This window comes from Colwellia piezophila ATCC BAA-637, from assembly GCF_000378625.1.
Lineage (GTDB): Bacteria > Pseudomonadota > Gammaproteobacteria > Enterobacterales > Alteromonadaceae > Colwellia > Colwellia piezophila.
Genome location: NZ_KB905165.1, coordinates 225,885 through 246,725, shown reverse-complemented (window position 1 = coordinate 246,725; position 20,841 = coordinate 225,885). Strand labels below are relative to the sequence as shown.

Genomic DNA, 20,841 nt, shown 5'->3' with positions numbered 1-20,841 from the left:
ACCGATTGTTTAGACATTATTTTACAATTACGGAATAAGATTCTATTCAATCGTCATTAAGCGTTGAAATTGAGCTATCTCTAATATTTTTCTTACTGTCTCACTCGGCCTAGAAATAATGAGCTTGCCTGCATAAAGTTCCACATGATCTTTTAACAACAAAATCATTCCAAGTGCCGAGCTATCCATGTATTCTGTTTGGCTTAAATCTAAAGTATAAGTTAAGTCTCGAATGGTTATACTGTTATAAGTGTCACGAAACTGTTGATGTAATGAAAAATCAAAACGTTCATCAATTCTAATAACAAGTTCTTTATCATCTCCAGAAAGTCTACTGCTAACTGCCATAAGTCTTTTCCCTATTGTTGTTAAAATTAAAATAAATCAATCTCACCCTCATCCATATTTAGCTGCTTAACACTGCGAGAATCTTCTGCCTGTTGAGTTTCGCGATACACTTGCTGACAAGTCTCTTTAAGCTTAATCAATTGTTGATGTATAGCAATATTTGGCTGTTTATCAAAGGTAGCCAAGACATCACTTATTTCATGCAGGCTGCTAACATTTACTTGTAATGACTCTAATGATTGCCTGGTTAAATCTTCAAATTGTAACGAACGCACGCCAAGACTTACCGCGTTGGTAATCTGAGGTGCAATAATAGCCAGCTCTTCCACACTCGTTGTCGTCTGAATATTTACCTGTTCAACATGGCTCATCATTACCGACATTTTGTCTTTTGCCTCTAATGTTGAAGTCATATCTGCAGAGGCCATTATTTCAACTGAATTACGTAACTTAGCAATAATTTCTTTGGCTTTATTTATTTCAGTACGAATATCTTCATTAAGCTCTGTTGAACCTACAGATAAATTACGCACTTCATTAGCAACAACGGCAAATCCACGGCCCGCCTCTCCCGCACGAGCAGCTTCTATAGCAGCGTTAAGTGCGAGTAAATTTGTTTGACTCGCCAAACCTTCAACTTGTGACAAAAGTTTAAAAATACTGTCAAATTGTATTACCATCTCATCGGTATAAATCATGGTTTCAAGACTTTGTTTACTGGTATTTATTATAACCCCGACAAAGTCATCAAGGGTTTTGTTGGAGTCGGTAACAAAACTATCTAATGATGAGTTGTTATCATCTCCCATGCTAGAGGAATGAGAAATCAACAATTTAATCATTTGTTGCTGATCTTCACTTAAACTCTGCAAATGCTTAAAGCTATCGGAGATGCCCGTAACCGCATCAGAAACTATGACCTTGGTTCTTTGAAGCTCATTTTCTACAATAGTTACTTCTTGGTGGATAAACTGCTGTAACTCGAAAATAACACTATGTATTAATTCATTATCGACTACCGACATAGTATCCCCGTTTTTAGGCTCAATACTGGATGAAATAAATTTACTTATTTGACTTGTTAAGACGACTAATAAAATAAATAGCACAGAGAATAAGAGTACAAAAATAATTTCTTGGTGAATAAAAAAATAGTTAACCCATATCAATAAGCTTAAAACACAGGATAAGTACATAGTATTTTTCATATGACTCATAACGTGCCTCCAATGCAATCTTTAGTTAGGAACTGTTGCATTTCTGCTCGACTTAAAAAGGCATAATCAAGAAGTTGTCTAGCGATATCAGTTAAAGGATCTTGATTGGTGTGCGCTGAAATATCATGAGCCCTGCTGGGTATTCCCCAACTAAGACTAGAGTTTTTATCTTTAATAATTGTACTTGAGTCCAGCTCTTTTATACCTAACATTCCTTGGCCGTCATCAACGATAAATACATTAAGTATATCCATACAATTTAATTCCTATGCTGTAACCACTAAAAAAGTTCAATATCTCCACTAATCTCTTTTTGATTAATTTGATTGCGATAATCACTTTCTCGGCGAATAATAGTATCATTGTGCAAGTTATCCAGTCGTTTGATAAAGACTCGGCCACTACAAGGTTCAAAGATAACTTTTCGGGGGTAAATATCACCAAGATCACTACTTTCAATGACAATTTCTTCTTGATCTAAATAAGCTAAGGCAAAATTAATGTTCTTTTGTCCAACATCGGACAATTGATCAAGCACTTTTGCACCACCAAATAGTTTTGCTCTTAAATTTAATTTTCGGCCCCCCGATCTTAAAATAGTATTAATAAGATGTTCCATAGCAAAATTTCCATAACGGGTCGCATCTGAAGTCTTATCTTTTTTCCCCCAATTTACTTCATGAGCTTCTTTATTGGTGACCGGTAACATAAAATGATTCATGCCACCTATACGACTGCGATCATCCCAAATACAAGCAGAAATACATGAACCCAGTGTTGTTGCTATCGCTACATTCTCAGTGGTCATATAAAACTCACCTGGTAGAATTTTAGCAACTACCATATTCCTTTGTTTATCCCAATAATGATTAATCTGCATAAATTCTGGCAGGCACTGCGCCATATATTCAGATACTTGTGGATGATTATTTTTTAGCACAAAACGTCCTTATTAAAGTTGGCTTTAGGCAACGAATTAAGGTTTTCTAAAAATAGTTATACCAACATGACTAAAATACTGTTGATAATTTACTAGATTTTCACTATGTCCTTGTCAAAATCTAGTAAATTATCACGACAGAACACTTAGATATTAAGCACCAAAGATAACTACGTTACTGAACTAAACGATTAAATAAAATTTCATGCTTACAAAATTACTTAACCACTCGTTTAATGGTGGCTAATAACTTTTCCGGGTTAAACGGTTTTACCAACCAACCTGTGGCCCCAGCCGATTTCCCGCGCATTTTCATATCAGTGGAACTTTCAGTGGTAAGCATCAAAATAGGAGTAAATTTAAAATCAGGGAGCTTGCGCAGTTCTGTACATAAACTTATACCATCCATATTGGGCATATTTACATCTGAAATCACCAAGTCAAAATTACTGGCTTGCGCTTTACTTAAACCATCTTGACCATCTTTAGCCTCAACCGTTTCGTATCCGGCACTTTTTAAGGTAAAACTGACCATGTCTCTTATTGAGTTTGAGTCATCAACAACTAACACTTTAGTCATACTAATTTCCTCATCGTTTAATGCATCGTAGTTCGGTATTTTTTGATATGTTTTTTATTGGAATGATTTGGGCTTGATACTCGTTAACCTGAGCAATCGTTAATTCACTGGAGAATTTGAACATTTATTTGAGATATCCGTATTGTTATTATTTTAGTTTGTGCCTTAAAGCATATGACAGATTTAAAGGATTGCAAGAAAGAGGATTCGAAAACATGAAAATACTATAACCCACTGTAAATAATGTTTTATTTATACTATTAAAAAGCGAACAACTAGGTTTTTATACTGATATTATTGTTAGCATAAAAAAATTAATGCGCAAGTAATATTACTTTTGCTTACACTTTAAACATGAGTATTTATAAGGACTTACCCTATTTAGCAATAGAAATTGTGAATTAATCCTGTAGATATCACGCCATTAATAGAAAAAGAAATGGCGTAGATTACATGCCATGGGCGATTTTTTACTAATACCCGGCGAAACGATTCATCTAAATTCAACCATTTATCAATTAACCCTGGGTGAGTACTCGTCGCATTAAACGCATCTAAAAGTAGCTTTTGGCGAGCCTCGAAGAGCTCATCGGGAATAAACATAAGGCTATGTGCAATAAGTGGAGCTTTAACATAATGATTTTCTGCACCCAAAACTTTCTGCCTAAAGTCTACTTGTTGATCTTCAATATTTTGCTGTGGAATATTTTGCAAATACTGTTTTAACCAAGGGGCAAGTAAACCTTGTCATAAAATGACTTATTAATAGCAACTTAACTATCTCGACCTCCTGCTCAGTTAAACTCTTGTATTTTTGATATTACCTGTTTTACTCCGTCACATATGAAAAAAATAAATAGCTAAATCAACTATAGAGTAAAGAAAATAGAAGGATTAAAAAATTGGTCGTTTTATTACCATTTCAACTGATAAGTTTACCCTATCAAGAATTATCCTTGGGTTGCTCGTTGATAGGAAAAAGTGGCATGGTTAAAATTATCTTTTTAATGTGTGATGATAAATGAATATAAGCTTGGCTATTAAACCCACATTCGTTAAAATTGTGTACTGAGTAGTTTGGTGATGTTAGTTACATCTTAATGTCATCTTTAAATCCCTTTCAATATTGGTTTTATATGCAGTTATTTCTTGAATACTTCCCACTTGTTATTTTTTTCATTGTTAATTCATTAGCCGGTATTTATTGGGCCACTGGTAGTTTGATAATTGCCGCCTTTTTGCAAATCATTTATTACAAAATTAAGAAAAAGAAAATCCCGGCCAAGCAATGGATATTCTTCGGGCTAATCGTCGTTTTTGGCGGCCTGACTATTTACCTACAAAATGATGCCTTTCTTAAATGGAAAGTCACCATTATTAATACTTTTTTTGCAGGTGCATTAATAGTAAGTAATAGTTTTTTCAACAAGAACATCATTAAAGAGTTTCTAGGTGAGTCGTTAAAGTTGCCTGAAAATATTTGGTCTAGATTAAATTTTGCCTGGGCTATGTTCTTCTTATTTTGCGCCGGATTAAATTATTACGTGGCGTTTAATTTCGACCTTGATACCTGGGTAAACTTTAAGGTTTTTGGTTTAACCGGTTTAATGTTTGTCTTTTCTATCGGCTCTATTTTGGCATTATATAAACATTTGCCTCTTGAAGATGATGATAGCGATAAAGTCAGTGATGAAAAAAATGCCCCGTAAGATTAACAATCTTTATTTAAGACCCTTCTGTTTGATCTATTATTAAAAAGGAACCCTGACATGTTTTATGTTATTTACAGTGAAGATGTGGACAATTCACTTAGCTTGCGCCTATCGGTTAGAGATAAACATATTGAACGATTAAAAGTTCTTCAAGCGCAAGATCGATTATTATTAGCTGGCCCTTGTCCTGCTATCGACAGTGAAGATCCCGGTGAAGCCGGATTTACTGGGTCATTAATTGTTGCCGAGTTTAACAACTTAATGGCTGCACAGCGCTGGGCTGATCAAGACCCTTATGTTGATGCCGGCGTTTATAAAAAAGTCACGGTGAAACCTTATAAGAAGGTATTACCGGCATAGTAGGGTAACTTGTCAGCTAAAATTAATCCTAACTAAACTTATTCCTAATAAACTTAAGGCTGATAAGTTTAGTTACTTAACGAATACTAATACACACTGTATAGTACCTAATACCTAAACTACTGAGTTGTTAACCCTAAAATGATCCGTAATCATATACTTTTAGCTTTTGCACTATTATGCCCTTTACTGATGAGTAATCCGGCAAATGCGGCGAAGGATATTGAAACATGTAAAAATAAAACTGCCGATCAAATGTCAACTGCAGCAATGTCTCGATGTTTAGATGGCGTTATTTCGCATGTTGATAGAGAGTTACAAACGTGGGTAAACCTACATACTTTTAACTTGGAAGAAAAGGCCTTAGTCAATGGTCGCTATTCGGCATTAAAAATGTTTAAACGCTCGCAAAGTAATTTTATTACTTATCGGGAGAATGATTGTCGTTGGCAATACTTAGCCATATCACCTGAAACAGGTGCTGACTTAGCCTATAAGACTTGTTATATCATGCTCAGTCTAAGCCGTATAGATGGTCTCAGTAACATACAAACCAACTATAGTGCGCTATAGGATTCAAATTTTGTCTAATATTTTGCTGAGCTTGTGTATTACTTATTAGGAGAACGACTCAATATTAATCAACTAGCACTTGCTCCTCTTTTTCGACTAGCTCATTTTCATCACTTAGCATAACCGCTAACCAACGACCTTCTGGCGAATTTTCTAAGCCTATTTTTAAAATCATGGTCAGTGGCACACTTAATAACATGCCTACGGTGCCCAGTAACCAGCCCCAAAATATTAAAGATAAGAATACCACTAACGTTGATAGACCTAGGCCTTTCCCCAGATATCTCGGCTCAATAAAATTACCCATTACCATGTTAATTAAAACAAAACCTAATCCTATTGCGCCGGCATCGCCAATACCTAATTGTAAAATAGCTAACGTCACTGGTGGCACCGCCGCAATGATAGAGCCAATATTAGGGATATAGTTAAGTAAAAAGGCTAACACCCCCCAAAGTAAAAAGAACTCTAAGCCAAAGGCCCACAGCATCAGCGAAACAATACAACCCGTGGCAATACTCACTAAGGTTTTAATCGCTATATAATGGTTTACTGAAGACACGAAACGCTCAATTTGTTTCATACGCATTTGTGGATCATCTAACGCTAAATGTAATTTATGCGGAAATGAAGATGATTCAAATAACATAAAGACCACGGTTAAGATAATCAAAAACAAGTTTGTCATCACCGAGCCAAAGCTTGATAGCATATCGGCTGCTAAGCCCATTGCTGCGGCCGGATCAAAATATTCAGTCACTATTGTGGAGGAAAGTTCGATATCGTGACCGCTAAGAAAATCGGTTAACCAAACAAATTGTATATTGAGTTGTAACCGGTATTGAGGTATATGTTGTGAAAGTTCGTTTAGTGAGCTGCCCACTAACCCCGTTAAAAATACCGCCATCGTGACAAAGGCTGCGATAACAAAGATAATCGAAATGGCCTTCGGAATTTTAAATTCACTGGCTTTATTGATTAGGGGGTTACAGATGATGGCAATAAATACCGACAGTAAAAATGGCACAAGTATATTAGCCGCTGTTTTAATACCGGCAAAAATGATAAAGATTGCGGCAACGGTGACAAACGCTTTAACGATAGAACTATGATTTGAACTTGAAACCATGAAAATCATTCCTTAAATTTTTATGGTTTCAATATACCTTAAATACAGGAGCTACACTAGTTAACTTATGCTTAAGCTCAGGTAATCAATTAGTTATATTCAAGTACTTTAAATATTCCACTGCCAACAAGTTAGCTGTGCTCCCCGTCAGAAACAAGGAGCCCCTACCTAGCATCAACCCAGTTTTCTTAATAGGCCTTGGGTGTTTTGTCGCATGGTATTTGCCACCATAAAGTAACCAATGAAGGAGACAAAAAACGCACCACTTACCGGGCCTAAAATCCAGATATACAAATGCAGACGACCTTCAATATCAAAGAGTTGCTGCTGAATAACTAATAAAGCTATATCACTGACTATTGCCGCAACTAAACCGGCAATTCCACCGAGTAACATAAATTCATAAAGCGTTGCTAGTTTAATTAATCGACCTTTTGCGCCTAACGTTCGTAATATCACTACTTCTTGCATACGCTCTGCCAAACTTGCTTGTACCTGAGAAATTAACACTAAAGCGCCACTGATTAAGACAATAGATAAAACAAAACCTATCGCGATTGAAACTTGTGCAATGATTGATTGCGCTTGTTCAATTTGAGCCTTGATATCTATCATGCTTACCGTGGGGTAACGCTGTAATAACTTGCTAATCTCTTTGGTATGCTTGTCTTGCAACTGTGCGGCACTAAAATAGGTTACCGGTACCTTGCCTGCCATATTGGGGCTCAAAATCATGACAAAATTAGGTTTTAACGAACCCCAGTCTACTTTCCTAAAACTCGTTACTTTGGCATCTATTGGCTGTTCATTCACTAATAGGGTAATGGTATCACCTAGCTCGAGATCAAGAACTTCCTGCCAGCCCTCAAAAACAGAGACTTCAATATCGTCACCATCACTAGCTCCGTCAGCAAACCATTGCCCTTCTGTTATCTCATTACCTTCTGGTAAAGACGCTAACCAGGTTAAATTTGGCTCTCTGCGCACCCCTTCTCTTGCGCCTTCCTCTTTTTCTTCACCTTCTTGTTTTGAAACTCGACGAGCAAACGGCTCACCATTTACCGCATCAACACGGCCACTAAAAACAGGATAAAAATCTTCATGAGGTATGTTATGGCGACTAAAAAATTGCTTGATGGGCTCGACTTCTTGCTCAGCTATATTAATGATAAACATATTTGGCGCATCGGGTGGCACTTGCATCTGCCAATCGGCAATAATGTCGGTTTTTAGCACCACCAAAAAGAGCATCAGCTTAATAGCTAAGGCGAAACTGATCAGTTGAACGGCATTAGCATTTTTTCTTTTTTGTAAGGTAGCTATCGCTAAAGACCAACTAGAGCCAGGCCTAAGACCTAGTCGACGACCTGCAGAAAATACTAACCGAGAAATAACAAATAAAATGACAATGACAAGTAAGGTGGAAGCAAACAAAATTAAGGTAGTAATAATCTCGCCACTAAATATCCACATTAAAACAAAAATAGTCATGAATGAAAGCGCAATATGAATTCGACTGACGGCTAAGGTATCACCTAAATTACGACGTAAAACTCTAAGTGGCGGAATATCGAATAAATCCAGCAACGGTTTTAATGAAAACATCAGTGCACAAATAAGACCAATAAAGCCCGACAATAACCAAGGACGGACTCCCGCTTGTGGTAATTGTGTGCCCATAAAGGTCGATAAATACTCTGCGCCTATATACTGCAAGACAAAACCTATTGCTAAACCAGCGATAATAGAAAAACCTGTCACTAAACTTAGGTGTAATAGGAAAATATTTCGGATGATTTTACGACTACCCCCCAGAGTTTTCATCATTGCAACCGGGTCATATTGGCGTTCACAATATCGTTTTGCCGAAACAGCCATGGCCACTGCGGCTAACATTATGCCAAATAAACCGGCTAATAAGAGAAATCGTTCTGCTCGCTCTAAATTATTACCTAAAGGTGATTGTCTATCCTTGATGCCTTCCCAGGTTTGGTTACTTTTCAGCTCAGGTTTTAGCCAAGCATAATAATCACTAAGTTGTTTTTCACTGCCGGCAAAAAGCAACCGATGAAATACTCGACTGCCCGCTTGCACAGCTTGTGTGGTAGGAATGTCGGCATAATTTAACAGTACGCGTTTATTTCCCGATAATGAGAAAAATGGTGCATCAGGCTCTTTTACTAACACCTTGCTTATCTTAAAAATACCGGCCCCCAATTCAACCGTATCGCCAACGTTTACATTGAGGGTATAGAACAAGCCTTCGCTGAGCCAAACAAAACCAACTTTAGGACCAGAACCAACCTCATAAGCCTGGCTAATAAGGCTATCCTTAATGGTGATTTTCCCTCTTAGTGGATAAGTATTTGTCGTCGCTTTTACCGAGCCTAACACCAACTCATCATTAGCGAACAACATAGAATCAAAATAAAGCATTTTGGCGGTTTTAAGTCCAAACTGATTTGCTTTGATGAGTATTTGGCCATCAAAGGCATGATTGCTTGATAAACGGCGATCCGCGGCAATAAAGTCACTACTTTTTTGCGCTATATTTAAACTAATCCGCTCGGTAATTGAAGACAAACTGAAAATAGTAAGTACGGCTAGGGCAATGGCAGCAAAAATAATAGTTAATTCGCCCCGTCGAAACTCTCGTGAAAATAACTTGAACGCCAGTTTAACCCACATTAGCAGCTACTCCTTCGATGATTTTTTCAAGTTTGCCACCTTCAATATGTATAATCCGCTGACATTTTTTTGCTAATTGCTCATCATGGGTAACTAATACCAGTGTTGTACCGTTTTGCCTATTTAAATCAAAAAGGAGTGTTTCAATAAGATGGCCATTTTTACTATCAAGGTTTGCTGAAGGTTCATCGGCAAACAGTATCTTCGGTGAGCCAATAAATGCGCGTGCAATTGCTACTCTTTGCTGCTCGCCACCGGAGAGTTGTGAAGGGTAATGTTCGAGTCTATGCGAGAGGCCTACTTTGTCTAACAATGCTAAAGCTTGGGTTTTAGCATCATGATCGCCGGCAAGCTCTGCCGGTAACATCACATTTTCAAGGGCGGTTAAACTTTGCACCAACATGAAAGATTGAAAGACAAAACCAACCTTTTCAGCTCTCACCCGTGCACGAGCTTCTTCATCGAGCGTACTCAACGCGTCACCATCAAGGCAGACATCTCCTTGACTGGCGGTATCTAAACCGGCCAACAAACTCAACAAGGTTGATTTTCCTGAGCCAGAAGCACCAACGATGGCAACTGATTCTCCTGACTTGACAGAAAAGTTTATATCGCTAAGGATAGTAAGGCTACCATCAAGCGTATTAACACGCTTAGTAAGCCCTGACACTTGAATTACATTTAACTGAGAAAGTACTGACATGACACGTTGTATCCTAAAATTTATTATTATCTTAATGCTGACAAACCTGTCATTTACAAGTTATGCAAAGGACAAGATTTTACTTATTGGTGATAGCTTAAGCGCTGGCTATGGCGTTGAGCAAGCCCAAGCCTGGGTTCATTTGTTACAAAATAAATATATCGAAGATAACACGCCTATCACTATCATTAATACCGCTATCAGTGGCCAAACTACAGATAATGCCATATTAAAAATAGAAGCATGGTTAACCACGCACAAACCCAGCCATGTACTGATTGAACTGGGTGGTAATGATGGTATTAGGGGCTTCCCTATTAAATTACTCCAAAAACATTTAACCCAACTGGTCACTATCAGCCAACAACATGGTGCGAAAGTCGCTTTAATGGAAATTCAAATACCACCAAATCTAGGGCCAAGGTATCGGAAAATGTTTACGGACACTTATACTAAGGTATCAAAACAAACCAATGCGTATCTTATGCCCTACTTTATGACAGACATAGCGATAAAACCTTCCTTAATGCTAAACGATAACTTACACCCCAATGCTAAAGCACAGCCAATTATTCGTGACTTTATGCATAAAGAAATTGATAGCTGGCTACAAGATAGAAGACTAAATAAAACCCGAGTCTGACTAAAACTTACTGGTGTAAGAGGCTGTTTTTAAGGTAAACTTCTTTTTAGACTGTGGATATAACTTTAAGTATTCATTGATATAAATTAACAACTACTAGACATTTAGTTGTCATAATATACTGGCATAATCGCATAAGACAGCCAAAACGTAATCTGCTTAGTAAAACAACTTAACTTAGAGCTAAATAATGGACTTTATCTGGATTCTTTTCGCTTTTATCTGCGGTTTAGCGGCAAAAACCATCGCACTGCCCCCTTCAATTGGTTTCCTAGCTGCAGGCTTTATTTTAAATATCGCTGGTTATCAAGCAGATGAAAGCTTGAGCTTATTGAGCGACTTAGGCATTACCATCATGCTGTTTACCATAGGTTTAAAGCTCAACGTAAGAAACCTATTTAAGACTGAGGTTTGGCTAGGCTCTTCTTTACATACCCTACTTTGGATTGTTGTCACTATAACGTTCATTAAATTACTCGCTTTAATGTCGATTAGTTACTTCAGTGACTTAGATTTGATGACCGCGATATTGATCGCCTTTGCATTAAGCTTTAGCAGTACCGTTTGTGTGATAAAGTTATTAGAAGAAAATGGCGAAATGCGAACACGCCATGGCAAACTCGCGGTAAGTATTCTAGTCATTCAAGATATTATTGCGGTTACTTTTTTAGTTTTCGCTACCGGTAAAACCCCATCAATTTGGGCATTTGCCTTACTGGGTTTATTTTTAATAAAACCGCTGATCAATAAATTAATTAGTCATGTCGGCCATGGGGAACTCCTGCCTTTAATGGGATTCTTCCTCGCTTTAGGCAGCTATGAATTATTCGAGTTGGTTAATATTAAAGGTGATTTAGGAGCGTTACTTGTCGGTATGTTCTTAGCATCTCATGGAAAAGCCAGTGAGATCAATAAAGCATTAATGAGCTTTAAAGATATCTTTTTAATCGGTTTCTTCTTATCAATTGGTTTTACCGCAATACCCACGTTAGAAATGCTAGGGCTAGCCGCTTTATTAGTGCTACTCATTCCAGTTAAATTTGTCATGTTTTACGGTATTTTTAGTCTGTTAAAAATGCGTTGTCGAAGTGCCTTTCTCGCTGCCCTTTCATTAAGTAACTTTAGTGAATTCGGTTTAATTGTTGGTGCCCTAAGTGTTACCGCCGGTTGGCTAAGTAATGACTGGTTAGTCATCTTGGCATTAAGCGTCTCTATCTCATTTATTTTAACCAATATCCTTTATCGATTTGCCCATACGCTCTTTGCCAAACATAGAGGCTTTCTCTCTCGTTTTGAGCGTAAAACAAAACTTGAAGAGGACAGTTTTTGTCAACCTTGTCAGCGCCCTATTGTAATTATCGGCATGGGTCGGGTTGGTATGGGTGCTTATCAAGCGATTAATAGCCATAGTACGAAACCGGCATGGGGCTTAGATGCGGATAAAGACAAAATAACCTGGTTAATAAATAAGGGTGTTGAAGCCTATTACGGTGATGCTGAAGATATTCACTTTTGGGAAAGTATCGATCTTTCCCGTCTTGAACTCGTGTTACTGGCATTACCGTCTGTACAAGATGCAATTAGCATTACTACACAATTAAAAGCAGCACACTATCAAGGAAAAATTGCAGCTGTCGCTCGTTATGATGATGAACGTCTAGAATTAGAAGCCTTTGGTATTGATAAAGTATTTAACTTTTATACCGAGGCTGGGGTTGGTTTTGCTGAAGAAAGCTTAGCCTTATTACCTAAATCAGTCTAAAAACCACAATTCCCCCTGCAGGATTCTAACCACGGGTTGATATGATTTATGTGGTCGTACGGGCCTTTTAAATGACTTTTTAGCCTTTACCCCCCCCCTCTTTAACTCGTATAATAACCTGTGGAAAACTTGTGATAAAGCTGTGATTTAGACGTAATTTAGTTGGGAGGATTTAGTAATAAAAACAGTCATAAAAACAGATAACAGCTTGTAAAACAAGAAGAAAACAAATAAGACAAAAAACATTAGCTATTTAAAAAACTTACACTACACTTAGTTACACAAGCTTAGCAAGAAGTAACTTTTCACTCGCTAAGGTGTTAGTAAATAGGACGATATACCCTAGTTTATTTTTGTTTTTGTTTTTATCTTAATTAGCAGATAATGGTTAATTAGCGCACGGCTCAACCCCTTGAGCCATCCTTGAGCCCAAACGATTGTTTGGGCTTTTTTTTAACTTTATTTCTGCCAAGCTTACCTTAAATCTATTGCGCTATTCGCCAGTCAGAGAAATCAAAGTTTAAAAAGACGGTTAAAGTTATCACTCGAAAGCTGCGCTATTTTCTCAACTGACTGACCTCTAATACTTGCTAGGTGCTTAGCCACTTCGACTACGTAGGCGGGCTGATTTTCCTTACCACGATGTGGAACTGGTGCCAGATATGGCGCGTCAGTTTCAATTAAAAATTTGTCATCGGGTACTTTAGCCGCAACTTCTCTTAATGCTGTCGCATTTTTAAAAGTGACGATACCGGAAAAAGAAATATAAAAACCTAACGCTATCGCTTGCTCGGCCATTTCCCAGCTTTCAGTAAAACAGTGTAAGATACCACCGACCTGCTCTGCACCTTCACTACGCAGTAGCGCTAAAGTATCTTCTTGCGCTGCTCGGGTATGGATAATCAGAGGCTTATTCAACTGTTTAGCAACATCAATATGCTTTTTGAATGAATCAAGCTGCAGCGCCTTCGTCTCAGGTGCGTAATGATAATCTAACCCGGTTTCCCCGATCGCAATAACACGCTCATTACGACTTAAGGCAAGTAAATGCTCAGGCATGATTTCATCTGCTTGGTTTAACGGGTGGGCGCCACAAGTAAGTAAGACATTATCGTAATGTGCCGTTTTTTCGGCCATTTCTGGAAAGTCTTCTAAGGTAACACTGACACAAAGTAATTTATCAACGTTAGCATCTTTGGCAGCCTGTATTACATTATCAAGGTTATTATCATAGAGGGATAAATTAAGCCTATCTAAATGGCAATGAGAGTCTATAAACAACGAGGTTCTCCTGTGTTTCAAAAGGTATTAAAGGGGGGGTGTTCCACTGAGTAAACATGTGGCAACAGAGAAAACTACATCGTTAGCGTTGGCTCTGATGAATTTAAGTGTCGTGCAATTATCTGTTCAATTTGATGACGAATTTTTTCAGGGTCTTTAACAAAAATAACTCCGACACCCGGAGGGGTGCCATTTTGCGCGCCAATGGGGGTTAACCAACAGACCTCACCCTGAACGATTGACTCTTCAAGTGCATCTGGCAATAAAATATGTATTTCAATTTCATCACCTAATTCATATTGGCGCGGTGTTCTAATAAATATCCCGCCCTCATTTAAAAAAGGCATATAACCCAGATATAAATCACGCTCTGAATGAAACTCTACATTTAATGGTACCAAGTTTCTCTCCTAGGTCGACGGTCTAACGATAGTATTTATCGTCATAAGTAGCTGTTCAGCGACGAATTGCCGATTTGCTTGCGTAAAAGACTTTATCAGTTTATTACTACTGATGATAGCTTGATAAATTTGATTAAGCACCTCTGGGGAAATAACCAATTCACTGATTTCATTTTTACCTAGCCCATCCTGGTGAGTAGCCAAAGAGTTAGATGAGTCAGGGCCATTTGTCAGGTAATGCTGCCTTACTAGGTTACAGGTTATTTTTTCTAACCATCGTAAACCATGTTTATTTTCAATAAGTTGGATAAGTAACTGAGGCTCACTTTGTCCGGTAGTTAGGTAGTCAAGATAACGTTGATTAAACTCTTCAAATGCTTGGAACGTTGCTGCATCGGTTAATTCGGCCAATTGACTTAAATTAACAAAAGATGAATCAAGCTTTCTTGGCATCGCGGCCCTGTTTTGGGGTAAGGAGTGCTCACTAAAGCCTGACGACTTAAGCTTAAGTAATAAGGCTTCTCCAACCACAGGTCTAATAGTATAAATGGCACATCGACTCACAATAGTCGGTAATAAACTATCAAGATCCTCTGATAACAATACGATGAAACTGTTCTGACTTGGTTCTTCTAATGTTTTTAATAAAGCATTGGCTGCCGCAACAGTCATGGTCTGTGCTTGGGGAATTAATATGGTTTTTATTTGCCCTAGATGCGCAGTTTTTTCGAGAAAACTATTACCTCGACGAATGTCATCAACCCCGAGCGTTTTATTGTCACTCGATAATAACAAATGATCAGGATAACTCCCGCTTTTCCTTAGTAGACAACTCTTACATTGATTACACGCTTGGCTTATTTCTGCATGATCAGGTAAGTCACTGATGAACGATATAGGATATTTACATATTAATAATTCAATTAGCCATTTTGCCAAGGCAGGTTTCCCCGTACCTTCAATACCTTGCAATAAAATAGCATGGGCTAGGGTTTTCTGTTGAAACTGTCTACTTAACAGCACTTGCGTTTCTTGGCAAATATTTAACATAAGTTCAAATTAATCCAAGGCCGTTTTAGCGATAAACTCAAGTACTGACTTTTCAATATCTAGATGGACATCTGCCATGCTTTGCGCGGCATCTACTGTGACAATAGTGCTATCTTGTGAAGCAATCTCTTGATACTTATTATGAACACGGATAAAAAAGTCCATTTGCTCGAGTTCTATACGGTCTAAATCACCACGCGCTTTAGCACGGGATAAACCAATATGGGGGTCAATATCTAAATAAAGTGTGATATCTGGGCGGAAGCCTTTTAGCGTAATATCACTAATGGTATTCATAATAGTTTCATCAAAACCTCGGCCACCACCTTGATAAGCGCGAGAACTTAAATCGTGTCTATCGCCAATTACCCATTTACCTGCAGCTAAAGCCGGCAGTATTTTGTTGGCGAGTAATTGGCTACGACTGGCATACATTAGAAACAACTCTGTTTCCACGGTCAATATTTCTTGATGGTCGACTGATTTTACTATTGTTCGTAACGATTCCGCGAGTGGCGTTCCACCAGGCTCTCGAGTATTAATATACTCAATATCGTGCTGCTTTAGGATACGTTCAATAACAGCGATAGCAGAGGATTTACCCGCGCCTTCCATGCCTTCAATGACAATAAATTTTCCAGTAGACATATTTAAACTTGTACCTTAGTTCAGTTATATTGCTAAATTAAATAATGATGAAATTTATAGTAGTAATACTTGCTTGTTTTTATACTACTTTGCCTTTCTTTGTTTTCTCAAGTAATCCCTAACAGCGCGGTTGTGCTCTGCTAACGTTTTACTGAAAACATGTTGACCATTACCACCGCTAACAAAATAAAAATAATCAGTGGTCTCTGGATTTAAGGTTGCTTTTAGTGCTGATAAGCCCGCCATTGCAATAGGTGTTGGCGGTAAGCCATTTATTCTGTAAGTATTATAAAGCGTTTTTTCACGTAAATGCGCACGGGTAATATCCCCTTGATAACGATCCCCTAAGCCATAAATAACCGTTGGATCCGTTTGTAAGCGCATTCCCTTTCGTAATCTATTCACAAAAACGGAAGATATCACTGGCTGCTCGGCGATATAACTGGTTTCTTTCTCAATGATAGAAGCCATAATCAAGGCTTGATAAGGTGTTTTATAAGGTAGGTTTTTAGCTCTATTTTCCCATAAAGTATTTAACTGTGTCTGCATATTTCGATAAGCACGCTGCAATAATGTAATATCTAACGTACCTGCCGTAAACGCATAAGTATCAGGAAATAACCACCCCTCAGGGTTGGCTGATTTTATCCCTAAGGTCTTCGCCATTTCACTGATTTTTTTACCGCTAATACTTTGCGTGATATTCGGGTGCTTAGCTAAAATAGCTAAGGCATCTTTAAAGCGAGTACCTTCAATAAAAGTCACTGAAAATTGGTGTTCTTTACCCATATCAAGCTGAGCTAACAATTCTTGTAGCGTAGTCCCTTTAGTGACTAAATAAGTTCCGGCTTTAATATTAGTCTTTTGTGGAAATAAACGGCCATAATTTCTCAACCAAAAACGTGTAGGCAGCCAACCTTTTCGCTCGAGTTTTTTAGCGAAAGCGCTAATAGAACTACCCGGGCTCACGGTTAAAAAATGATCTTGTTGGATGGTTAGTGGCGCGTTTAATACTTTATCAAATTTATAAACTAAAACTCCTGCTCCAGCCAATGAGATAATTACCATAAAAGTAATAAAAACAATAAGTTTTCTAAACACAAATCTTCCTTAATAGGCAATCATTCAACCACGATACTAATACGGTTTAAATGATCGCTTTCATTTGATTTTGTAAATCTTGAACTGCATCAATAGTAAGTATTCGATTATTGTACGTTTTTACCGGCATAATGCCCATCAAAGAATTACAGATAAACATTGCTTTAGTATGTTTAAGATCCGAAAACTTAGTTTTGCGTACTTTTATTTGTGGGTACTTTTCTAATAGCAGTTGTCTAATAATGCCATTAACACCAGACATTGATAAGTCAGGGCTACATAATTGCCCATCTAACCAATAAAACAAATTAGAACTGGTTACTTCAATGACATCCCCGGCACTATTAGCGACAATAAGATCATCTTCCAAACGGTCATCAAGCTCAGCTCGAAGTAATACTTGCTCAAGTCTATTAAGGTGCTTTATTCCGGCAAGCATAGGGCTAGTCGAAATTTGTTGCTTACTATCGCCAAGGTTAATGCCTTGCTTAACTAAACTTGCGTAATGGCTGGGGAAATCAGACACCATGATAATAACATTGGTAGCGTTATCATTGAGTCCGACTCTTGAATAACCACGTCCACCACTGCCTGCCGTAATGATCACTTTTAATACCGCTAGCGGATAAAGTTTGGCAACGACTGCTATTTGTTGGGTTAACAGCGCCATTAAAGGGGCTTTTATTGCTAATGCCTGACAACCTAAATTTAATCTGGCTAAATGTTTATCCAGTAATAATACCTTACCATTAACGATCTTTGCCGTGGTAAAAATACCATCACCATAGGCCAAACCCCGATCGGTAATATCGATGTTTTTTTGTTCTATACCATTGACCGAGCAATATTTCATATCATTTCTTAGCCGATTTATTAAAAGCAACAAAAAAGCCTGAAGACTTCCTCAACATTGGGAGGCTAGTATTCAGGCTTATTCATGCTTTTGTGCCGATTAAATTTTCTTAAAGATTAGCGAGCCGTTAGTACCGCCAAAACCAAAAGAGTTACACAATACATATTCAAGTTCAACATCACGCGCAGCACCAGCAATATAATCAAGATCACAACCAACATCGGGGTTATCTAAGTTTATTGTTGGTGGCACTTGGTTGTTCATGAGTGCTTGAATACTAAAAATAGCTTCAACAGCGCCAGCGGCTCCTAATAGGTGACCAGTCATTGACTTGGTCGAGCCCATCATGACTTTGTGCGCACTGTTACCAAAGACGGTTTTAACAGCATTTGTCTCAGCTATATCACCCGCTAGAGTAGAAGTACCATGGGCATTGATATAACCAATTTTGCTAATATCAATTTTTGCGTCATTGATTGCATTTTGCATTGCACGCGCTGCGCCAGCACCGTTTTCAGGTGGTGACGTCATATGATAAGCATCACCACTCATACCAAAGCCAACAAGCTCAGCATAAATTTTAGCGCCACGGGCTTTAGCGTGCTCGTATTCTTCAACAACGATCACACCGGCACCATCACCAAGAACAAAACCATCACGGTCTTTATCCCAAGGACGAGAAGCAGCCTCTGGGTCATCATTACGACGAGATAATGCCCGAGCTGCACCAAAGCCACCCATACCAAGGGTAGTAGATGCTTTTTCAGCGCCACCGGCAACCATAGCGTCGGCATCACCATAAGCGATCATACGCGCAGCATGACCGATATTATGAACACCACTAGTACACGCTGTGGTAATAGCAATGTTCGGCCCCTGCAGGCCAAACATTATTGATAAGTGACCCGCTATCATGTTTATGATGGTTGATGGTACAAAAAATGGTGATAACTTACGTGGGTTACCTGAGGCTTTTAAAAGCTTGAGATGGTTTTGTTCGATTAAACCTAAACCACCAATACCTGAGCCAATAGCAACACCAATACGTGGAGCATTTTGCTCTGTTATGTCAAGACCCGAATCGTTAAAAGCCTGGACGCCAGCGGCAACACCATATTGAATAAAAAGATCCATTTTTTTGGCTTCTTTTCGTTCCATATAGTTTTGGGCATCGAAATCTTTGATTAAACCCGCAAACTTTGTCGGGTAATCTGTGGTATCAAAATGGTCCATATTAACTATACCACTTTTTCCAAGTAGCAAGTTTTGCCAGGTTTCTTCTGCGGTGTTGGCTAAAGGGCTAAGCATGCCCATACCAGTAACTACTACACGTCTCATAACAGAGCGGCCTCCGAAAAATTAATATTATACCAAACCCACTAACTATGTGAACATTTCTACTTGCTAAAACAACCAACTACTTCGTTATTTATTTAATAATTAGAACAACTAGTTATTAAAATAAATGCCTTGTAGTTGGCAATTTTTTCTACGCATAAAATAGATCACGTAATAAATGGAAGTGGTATTATTATTCAATATAATGGTTAAGTTGGATAAAACCATCATAATAAAGATAAAAAAAAAGCGGTCACTTACAATTAAGTATACCGCTTTTTATATTTTAATAAGTCCGATTAAATCGAACTTATTAACAATTACTGGTTAGCAGTAACGTAATCAATTGCTGCTTGAACTGTAGTGATTTTCTCAGCTTCTTCGTCAGGAATTTCAGTATCAAATTCTTCTTCTAACGCCATAACTAATTCTACAGTGTCTAATGAGTCAGCACCTAAATCATCAACGAATGATGAATCAATTTTTACTTCTGCTTCACTAACACCTAGCTGTTCAACTGTGATTTTTTTTACGCGTTCTTCGATATTACTCATTTTTTTTCCTTGACTGAAAGTGCATTTTTTCAAATTGTGTGTAGTGTATTCGTCAACAGCTTACCATGCAAGCTTCTAATTCATTTTTTTAAACTGGTCTAACCTGTTGAAGTATTGAAAAATATTATTAAAAACAAAATAAGCCTTAACAAATAAGGCTTATACCATATACATACCGCCATTCACGTGGATTGTTTCACCCGTTACATAAGCGGCGGCATCAGAAGCTAAAAAGGCTACTGTGCTAGCAATTTCTTCAGGCTTACCTAAACGTTTTGCCGGTACTTGAGCGAAAATGCCCTCTTTTTGTTCGTCCGTCAGTGTTTTTGTCATATCCGTATCAATAAATCCAGGTGAAACTGTATTGACGGTAATGCCACGAGAAGCCACTTCTCGTGCCAAAGCTTTAGTAAAGCCTAATAAACCAGCTTTGGCTGCTGCATAGTTGACTTGACCTGCGTTACCCATTGTACCAACAACAGAGCCAATATTTATGATACGGCCCGTGCGTTTTTTCATCATAGGACGAATCGCGGCTTTACTTACTTTAAATACCGAGGTTAAGTTAGTATCAATGATATCTTGCCACTCGTCATTTTTCATACGCATAAACAAGTTATCACGGGTAATGCCGGCATTATTCACTAAAATATCAATTGAGCCATGCGCTTCCTTAATAGCAGCAAACATTTCGCTGATTGATTCATCACTGGTTACATTGAGCACTAAGCCCATACCACTACCATTATTGGCTGTTAAGTACTCAGCAATGTTAGTGGCGCCATTTTCTGATGTCGCTGTGCCAATTACCGTTGCACCAAGTGCTTGTAATTGAGTAGCGATAGCTTTACCAATACCGCGGCTTGCACCTGTTACTAAAGCGACCTTACCTTCTAATGAAAACATATTATTACCTACTATTTTTTATTTTATTTCGTTAGCTTGAAAAATAAGATAACG

General features: G+C 38.1%; 23 protein-coding genes. 5 read left to right on the top strand and 18 right to left on the bottom strand.

All coding sequences use genetic code 11. The features are described from left to right. Positions 1 to 42 precede the first annotated feature (42 nt). The 6 genes from F580_RS0111640 to F580_RS0111615 all read right to left on the bottom strand — a co-directional run bounded on the left by F580_RS0111640 (position 43) and on the right by F580_RS0111615 (position 3,799). On the bottom strand, positions 43 to 348 hold the full coding sequence (locus tag F580_RS0111640) for an STAS domain-containing protein (RefSeq protein WP_019027909.1): 306 nt from the start codon (positions 346 to 348) through the stop codon (positions 43 to 45). A 26-nt stretch (positions 349 to 374) separates the two neighbouring features. Then, the gene (locus F580_RS0111635) at positions 375 to 1,565 is read right to left on the bottom strand and encodes a methyl-accepting chemotaxis protein (protein WP_019027908.1); all 1,191 of its coding nucleotides are present in this window, start codon (positions 1,563 to 1,565) and stop codon (positions 375 to 377) included. Further along, positions 1,562 to 1,819, bottom strand: coding sequence for a hypothetical protein (locus F580_RS0111630; protein WP_019027907.1), 258 nt, complete (start codon positions 1,817 to 1,819; stop codon positions 1,562 to 1,564). Before F580_RS0111630 ends, F580_RS0111635 begins: the two co-directional genes overlap by 4 nt. A gap of 26 nt (positions 1,820 to 1,845) precedes the next feature. Then, positions 1,846 to 2,505, bottom strand: a complete 660-nt coding sequence (gene cheD, locus F580_RS0111625; RefSeq protein ID WP_019027906.1) for a chemoreceptor glutamine deamidase CheD — start codon at positions 2,503 to 2,505, stop codon at positions 1,846 to 1,848. A 217-nt stretch (positions 2,506 to 2,722) separates the two neighbouring features. Then, positions 2,723 to 3,085: a response regulator gene (locus F580_RS0111620; RefSeq protein WP_019027905.1), complete on the bottom strand. Its 363-nt coding sequence runs from the start codon at positions 3,083 to 3,085 to the stop codon at positions 2,723 to 2,725. Between the two features lie 381 nt (positions 3,086 to 3,466). Then, entirely contained in the window at positions 3,467 to 3,799 is a 333-nt protein-coding gene (locus tag F580_RS0111615) for a globin family protein (RefSeq protein WP_019027904.1), read from the bottom strand. Between the two features lie 386 nt (positions 3,800 to 4,185). Between F580_RS0111615 and F580_RS0111610 the strand changes: the two genes are divergently transcribed. From F580_RS0111610 to F580_RS0111600, 3 genes are all read left to right on the top strand, one after another. Beyond that, positions 4,186 to 4,794 (top strand): septation protein A, encoded by a 609-nt coding sequence (locus F580_RS0111610; protein ID WP_019027903.1) that lies wholly within the window; start codon positions 4,186 to 4,188, stop codon positions 4,792 to 4,794. A gap of 60 nt (positions 4,795 to 4,854) precedes the next feature. Then, a complete protein-coding gene (locus F580_RS0111605; RefSeq protein ID WP_019027902.1) occupies positions 4,855 to 5,157 on the top strand; it encodes a YciI family protein in 303 nt (100 codons plus the stop codon). Between the two features lie 141 nt (positions 5,158 to 5,298). Next, a complete protein-coding gene (locus tag F580_RS0111600) occupies positions 5,299 to 5,730 on the top strand; it encodes a lysozyme inhibitor LprI family protein (protein ID WP_019027901.1) in 432 nt (143 codons plus the stop codon). A 64-nt stretch (positions 5,731 to 5,794) separates the two neighbouring features. On the opposite strand, the gene F580_RS0111595 is transcribed toward F580_RS0111600, so the two are convergent. The 3 genes from F580_RS0111595 to F580_RS0111585 form a co-directional block, all read right to left on the bottom strand. Next, positions 5,795 to 6,859 (bottom strand): AI-2E family transporter, encoded by a 1,065-nt coding sequence (locus tag F580_RS0111595; RefSeq protein WP_019027900.1) that lies wholly within the window; start codon positions 6,857 to 6,859, stop codon positions 5,795 to 5,797. Positions 6,860 to 7,033: 174 nt separating this feature from the next. Further along, positions 7,034 to 9,547, bottom strand: a complete 2,514-nt coding sequence (locus tag F580_RS0111590) for an ABC transporter permease (protein ID WP_019027899.1) — start codon at positions 9,545 to 9,547, stop codon at positions 7,034 to 7,036. Further along, positions 9,537 to 10,250 carry an ABC transporter ATP-binding protein gene (locus F580_RS0111585; RefSeq protein WP_019027898.1) on the bottom strand — a complete coding sequence of 238 codons (714 nt, stop codon included), beginning with the start codon at positions 10,248 to 10,250 and terminating at the stop codon, positions 9,537 to 9,539. The genes F580_RS0111590 and F580_RS0111585 overlap by 11 nt, the downstream gene beginning before the upstream one ends. On the opposite strand from F580_RS0111585, the gene F580_RS0111580 reads away from it, so the two are divergent. Both F580_RS0111580 and F580_RS0111575 read left to right on the top strand, forming a co-directional pair. Beyond that, a complete protein-coding gene (locus F580_RS0111580) occupies positions 10,249 to 10,893 on the top strand; it encodes an arylesterase (protein WP_019027897.1) in 645 nt (214 codons plus the stop codon). The two genes, F580_RS0111585 and F580_RS0111580, sit on opposite strands and share 2 nt — an antisense overlap. A gap of 190 nt (positions 10,894 to 11,083) precedes the next feature. Then, complete coding sequence (locus F580_RS0111575; RefSeq protein WP_019027896.1) at positions 11,084 to 12,655, top strand: cation:proton antiporter family protein; 1,572 nt, start codon at positions 11,084 to 11,086, stop codon at positions 12,653 to 12,655. 513 nt (positions 12,656 to 13,168) lie between these two features. Here F580_RS0111575 and F580_RS0111570 read toward each other — a convergent pair. From F580_RS0111570 to fabG, 9 genes are all read right to left on the bottom strand, one after another. Continuing rightward, positions 13,169 to 13,936 (bottom strand): TatD family hydrolase, encoded by a 768-nt coding sequence (locus tag F580_RS0111570; RefSeq protein WP_019027895.1) that lies wholly within the window; start codon positions 13,934 to 13,936, stop codon positions 13,169 to 13,171. 74 nt (positions 13,937 to 14,010) lie between these two features. Further along, on the bottom strand, positions 14,011 to 14,337 hold the full coding sequence (locus F580_RS0111565; protein WP_019027894.1) for a PilZ domain-containing protein: 327 nt from the start codon (positions 14,335 to 14,337) through the stop codon (positions 14,011 to 14,013). 9 nt (positions 14,338 to 14,346) lie between these two features. Further along, the gene (locus F580_RS0111560; protein WP_019027893.1) at positions 14,347 to 15,387 is read right to left on the bottom strand and encodes a hypothetical protein; all 1,041 of its coding nucleotides are present in this window, start codon (positions 15,385 to 15,387) and stop codon (positions 14,347 to 14,349) included. A gap of 9 nt (positions 15,388 to 15,396) precedes the next feature. After that, the gene (gene tmk, locus F580_RS0111555) at positions 15,397 to 16,035 is read right to left on the bottom strand and encodes a dTMP kinase (RefSeq protein ID WP_019027892.1); all 639 of its coding nucleotides are present in this window, start codon (positions 16,033 to 16,035) and stop codon (positions 15,397 to 15,399) included. Between the two features lie 84 nt (positions 16,036 to 16,119). After that, positions 16,120 to 17,136, bottom strand: coding sequence for an endolytic transglycosylase MltG (gene mltG / locus F580_RS0111550; protein ID WP_019027891.1), 1,017 nt, complete (start codon positions 17,134 to 17,136; stop codon positions 16,120 to 16,122). Between the two features lie 46 nt (positions 17,137 to 17,182). Beyond that, positions 17,183 to 17,989, bottom strand: a complete 807-nt coding sequence (pabC, locus tag F580_RS0111545; RefSeq protein WP_019027890.1) for an aminodeoxychorismate lyase — start codon at positions 17,987 to 17,989, stop codon at positions 17,183 to 17,185. Positions 17,990 to 18,088: 99 nt separating this feature from the next. After that, a complete protein-coding gene (fabF, locus tag F580_RS0111540) occupies positions 18,089 to 19,327 on the bottom strand; it encodes a beta-ketoacyl-ACP synthase II (protein WP_019027889.1) in 1,239 nt (412 codons plus the stop codon). Between the two features lie 320 nt (positions 19,328 to 19,647). Further along, a complete protein-coding gene (acpP, locus tag F580_RS0111535) occupies positions 19,648 to 19,881 on the bottom strand; it encodes an acyl carrier protein (protein ID WP_011043112.1) in 234 nt (77 codons plus the stop codon). A gap of 159 nt (positions 19,882 to 20,040) precedes the next feature. Continuing rightward, the gene (gene fabG, locus F580_RS0111530; protein ID WP_019027888.1) at positions 20,041 to 20,787 is read right to left on the bottom strand and encodes a 3-oxoacyl-ACP reductase FabG; all 747 of its coding nucleotides are present in this window, start codon (positions 20,785 to 20,787) and stop codon (positions 20,041 to 20,043) included. Positions 20,788 to 20,841 lie beyond the last annotated feature (54 nt).

Excerpts from the sequence above, each read along its gene's own strand:
- F580_RS0111600 (WP_019027901.1), top strand. The coding sequence starts at position 5,299 with ATGATCCGTAATCATATACTTTTAGCTTTTGCACTATTATGCCCTTTA.
- F580_RS0111620 (WP_019027905.1), bottom strand. The coding sequence starts at position 3,085 with ATGACTAAAGTGTTAGTTGTTGATGACTCAAACTCAATAAGAGACATG.
- F580_RS0111595 (WP_019027900.1), bottom strand. The coding sequence starts at position 6,859 with ATGGTTTCAAGTTCAAATCATAGTTCTATCGTTAAAGCGTTTGTCACC.
- F580_RS0111585 (WP_019027898.1), bottom strand. The coding sequence starts at position 10,250 with ATGTCAGTACTTTCTCAGTTAAATGTAATTCAAGTGTCAGGGCTTACT.
- F580_RS0111635 (WP_019027908.1), bottom strand. The coding sequence starts at position 1,565 with ATGAGTCATATGAAAAATACTATGTACTTATCCTGTGTTTTAAGCTTA.
- acpP (WP_011043112.1), bottom strand. The coding sequence starts at position 19,881 with ATGAGTAATATCGAAGAACGCGTAAAAAAAATCACAGTTGAACAGCTA.
- F580_RS0111605 (WP_019027902.1), top strand. The coding sequence starts at position 4,855 with ATGTTTTATGTTATTTACAGTGAAGATGTGGACAATTCACTTAGCTTG.
- F580_RS0111580 (WP_019027897.1), top strand. The coding sequence starts at position 10,249 with ATGACACGTTGTATCCTAAAATTTATTATTATCTTAATGCTGACAAAC.
- pabC (WP_019027890.1), bottom strand. The coding sequence starts at position 17,989 with ATGAAATATTGCTCGGTCAATGGTATAGAACAAAAAAACATCGATATT.
- F580_RS0111590 (WP_019027899.1), bottom strand. The coding sequence starts at position 9,547 with ATGTGGGTTAAACTGGCGTTCAAGTTATTTTCACGAGAGTTTCGACGG.
- F580_RS0111640 (WP_019027909.1), bottom strand. The coding sequence starts at position 348 with ATGGCAGTTAGCAGTAGACTTTCTGGAGATGATAAAGAACTTGTTATT.
- tmk (WP_019027892.1), bottom strand. The coding sequence starts at position 16,035 with ATGTCTACTGGAAAATTTATTGTCATTGAAGGCATGGAAGGCGCGGGT.
- F580_RS0111610 (WP_019027903.1), top strand. The coding sequence starts at position 4,186 with ATGTCATCTTTAAATCCCTTTCAATATTGGTTTTATATGCAGTTATTT.
- F580_RS0111575 (WP_019027896.1), top strand. The coding sequence starts at position 11,084 with ATGGACTTTATCTGGATTCTTTTCGCTTTTATCTGCGGTTTAGCGGCA.
- fabF (WP_019027889.1), bottom strand. The coding sequence starts at position 19,327 with ATGAGACGTGTAGTAGTTACTGGTATGGGCATGCTTAGCCCTTTAGCC.
- F580_RS0111630 (WP_019027907.1), bottom strand. The coding sequence starts at position 1,819 with ATGGATATACTTAATGTATTTATCGTTGATGACGGCCAAGGAATGTTA.
- fabG (WP_019027888.1), bottom strand. The coding sequence starts at position 20,787 with ATGTTTTCATTAGAAGGTAAGGTCGCTTTAGTAACAGGTGCAAGCCGC.
- F580_RS0111560 (WP_019027893.1), bottom strand. The coding sequence starts at position 15,387 with ATGTTAAATATTTGCCAAGAAACGCAAGTGCTGTTAAGTAGACAGTTT.